The 2787-nt window shown below is 66.4% G+C and carries 3 protein-coding genes; all 3 read left to right on the plus strand.

The genetic code is table 11. The annotated features are described in order from the left end of the window. The first annotated feature begins 147 nt into the window (after positions 1 to 147). Positions 148 to 417, plus strand: a complete 270-nt coding sequence (gene tatA / locus AC1D1S_RS20520) for a Sec-independent protein translocase subunit TatA (protein ID WP_028275585.1) — start codon at positions 148 to 150, stop codon at positions 415 to 417. Between the two features lie 48 nt (positions 418 to 465). After that, on the plus strand, positions 466 to 1260 hold the full coding sequence (gene tatC / locus AC1D1S_RS20525) for a twin-arginine translocase subunit TatC (RefSeq protein ID WP_028275586.1): 795 nt from the start codon (positions 466 to 468) through the stop codon (positions 1258 to 1260). A gap of 24 nt (positions 1261 to 1284) precedes the next feature. After that, positions 1285 to 2787 (plus strand): DEAD/DEAH box helicase (locus AC1D1S_RS20530; protein ID WP_476995375.1); only part of this gene is annotated, 1503 nt, incomplete at its 3' end.

The raw sequence follows: 2787 nt of genomic DNA on the forward strand, positions 1-2787 counted from the left end.
TGATTACCACGCATCCAAGCTCGCCCGGCAAAACGCCCGCCGGCTGCGCCGCATCCAACGCAAGAAGGACCGCGGGCAACCCCAGGCGCTGCGCGACATCGAAACGCGTTAGACATAGGATGTATTCAAACGAAAGGACCTCTCCCCATGAGGCTTGAAGGCTGGCATCTCATCATCATCATCGTTCTGGCACTGGTGCTGTTCGCTGCGCCGAAGCTGCCGGGTATGGCCCGCAGCCTGGGCCAGTCGATGCGCATTTTCAAGTCGGAAGTCCGGGAAATGAAGAAGGACGGCACCACCGATGCCAAGGATGGCTCCGAGCCGGTTGAAGGACGGGTCATCAACCACCCGCAGACCGGCGCACCGGAAAGCCGCACGGGCGACGGAACCGACGTTCCGCCGTCGACCCGCGCCTAAGACCGCATGGCAGTAACCATGAGCCGTCGATCGAACCCCGAGGGGAGGATGGCGCTCCTCGACCACCTCAAAGAGCTGCGCAACCGGCTCTTTAAGGCGGCAATCGCCGTCGTCCTTGGGACGGTAGTGGGTTTCCTTGTCTACCAGCCAATGCTGGCGGCGCTGATCAAGCCGATCCGCGACCTGAACGAACATGAAGGCCGCCAAGCCACGCTAAATTTCGACGGCGTCGCGAGCTCGTTCGACCTCATGATCCAGGTCTCCGTGTTCCTGGGCCTGATTATCGCCAGCCCCGTCTGGCTCTACCAGCTCTGGGCCTTCATCGTGCCGGGGCTGCATAAGAAGGAACGCCGCCTGGCCCTGTCCTTCGTGGCGGCGGCCGTGCCGCTCTTCGTCGGCGGCGTCCTGCTGGCCTGGCTCGTGCTGCCCAACGCGGTCCGCGTCCTGACCGACTTCACGCCGTCGGGCGGCTCCAACTTCATCAGCGCCCAGGTGTACCTGTCCTTCGTGCTGCGGCTGCTGCTCGCCTTCGGCATCGCCTTCCTCCTCCCGGTGGTCCTGTTCGGGCTGAACCTGGCCGGACTCATCAAGGGCCAGCAGCTGCTCAAGAGCTGGCGGATTACAGTCTTCCTGGTCTGCCTGTTCGCCGCGATGGCCGCTCCCGGCGCCGACGCCATGAGCATGTTCTACCTGGCCGGACCCATGCTGGCGCTGTTCTTCGCCGCGATCGGGCTGTGCCTGCTCAACGATCGCCGGCGCGAGCGGCGCGCCGTCAAACGCGACGCCGAGACCGAAGCCACCGCCGACCACGCCACCCCCAGCTCCGAGCTGGAGAATCTCTAGCCTTTCGCGCACTAGGCTGGAAACATGTCCTCACACCCCGGGCCGGAATCACCGTCCGAACGTTACCGCGCCAGCGTCGAGCGGGCTGCTGAAGCCAAGACCTATCTGGGCGGGTTCATCCGCTCGCTCGAATTTGAACTCGATGACTTCCAGCGCGAAGCATGCCTGTCCCTGCAGGCCGGCCGGGGCGTGCTGGTGGCCGCCCCCACCGGCGCCGGGAAGACGATTGTGGGGGAGTTCGCCATCTATCTGGCCCTCCAGCGTGGGCTCAAGGCGTTCTACACCACCCCCATCAAAGCCCTGAGCAACCAGAAGTACTCCGAACTGGCCGCCAAGTACGGCGCCGCCCAGGTGGGCCTGCTCACCGGAGATACCAGCATCAACGGCGACGCCCCGGTGGTGGTCATGACCACCGAAGTGCTCCGCAACATGCTCTACGCGGATTCGGACACCCTGGATGATCTCGGCTTCGTGGTCATGGACGAAGTCCACTACCTCGCCGACCGCTTCCGCGGCGCTGTGTGGGAGGAAGTCATCATCCATCTGCCCAGCGAGGTCCAGGTGGCGTCCCTGAGTGCCACGGTCTCCAACGCCGAGGAGTTCGGTGCGTGGCTCGACACCGTCCGCGGGCAGACCGATGTGATCGTCTCCGAGCACCGCCCGGTGCCGCTGTGGCAGCACGTCATGGTGGGGCGGAAGATCGTGGACCTGTTTGCCGGCGACACGAGCTTTGACGAGATCGCCCTGCCTGTTGGGGCAACTGCCAGTGAGGCAACTGCCGGGGAGGCATCCGCCGTAGCCGATGCTGTTGTCGGCGGCCCGGCGGCCGCCGTCACCTCGGAAGTGCCAGGGCGGGCCGGCTTCGAGGTCAACCCGGAACTGCTGTCCATGGCCCGGGCCGAGAGCCAGATGAATTTCCGTGGCCGCTTCGGCCACGGCGGCCGGAACCAGCGCCGCCAGCAACGCAGCCAGCGGGACGAACCGCAGGGCGCCCAGCGCAGCCCGGTGCGGAAGGCCAGCCGGCCGCAGGTCATCGCCAGCCTGGACCGGCAGGACCTCTTGCCGGCCATCACATTCATCTTCTCGCGCGCCGGCTGCGATGCCGCCGTGGCCCAGTGCGTCGCGGCCGGACTCTGGCTGACCAGCGAGGCCGAACAGCAGATCATCGCCCGGCGCGTCGACGACGCCGCCCAGGACATCCCCTCGGATGACCTCGATGTGCTCGGCTTCTGGAGCTGGCGGGACGGCCTGCTCCGCGGGCTCGCCGCGCACCACGCCGGCATGCTGCCGACCTTCAAGGAGGTTGTGGAGAAGCTGTTCGTCGACGGGCTGGTCAAGGCCGTCTTCGCCACCGAAACACTCGCCCTGGGCGTCAACATGCCGGCCCGCTGCGTCGTGCTCGAAAAGCTCGACAAGTTCAACGGCGAGGCCCACGTCAACATCACGGCGGGGGAGTACACCCAGCTGACGGGCCGCGCCGGCCGCCGCGGCATCGACGTCGAGGGCCACGCCGTCGTGCTGTGGCAG

This window comes from Arthrobacter sp. P1_A5, assembly GCF_056406825.1.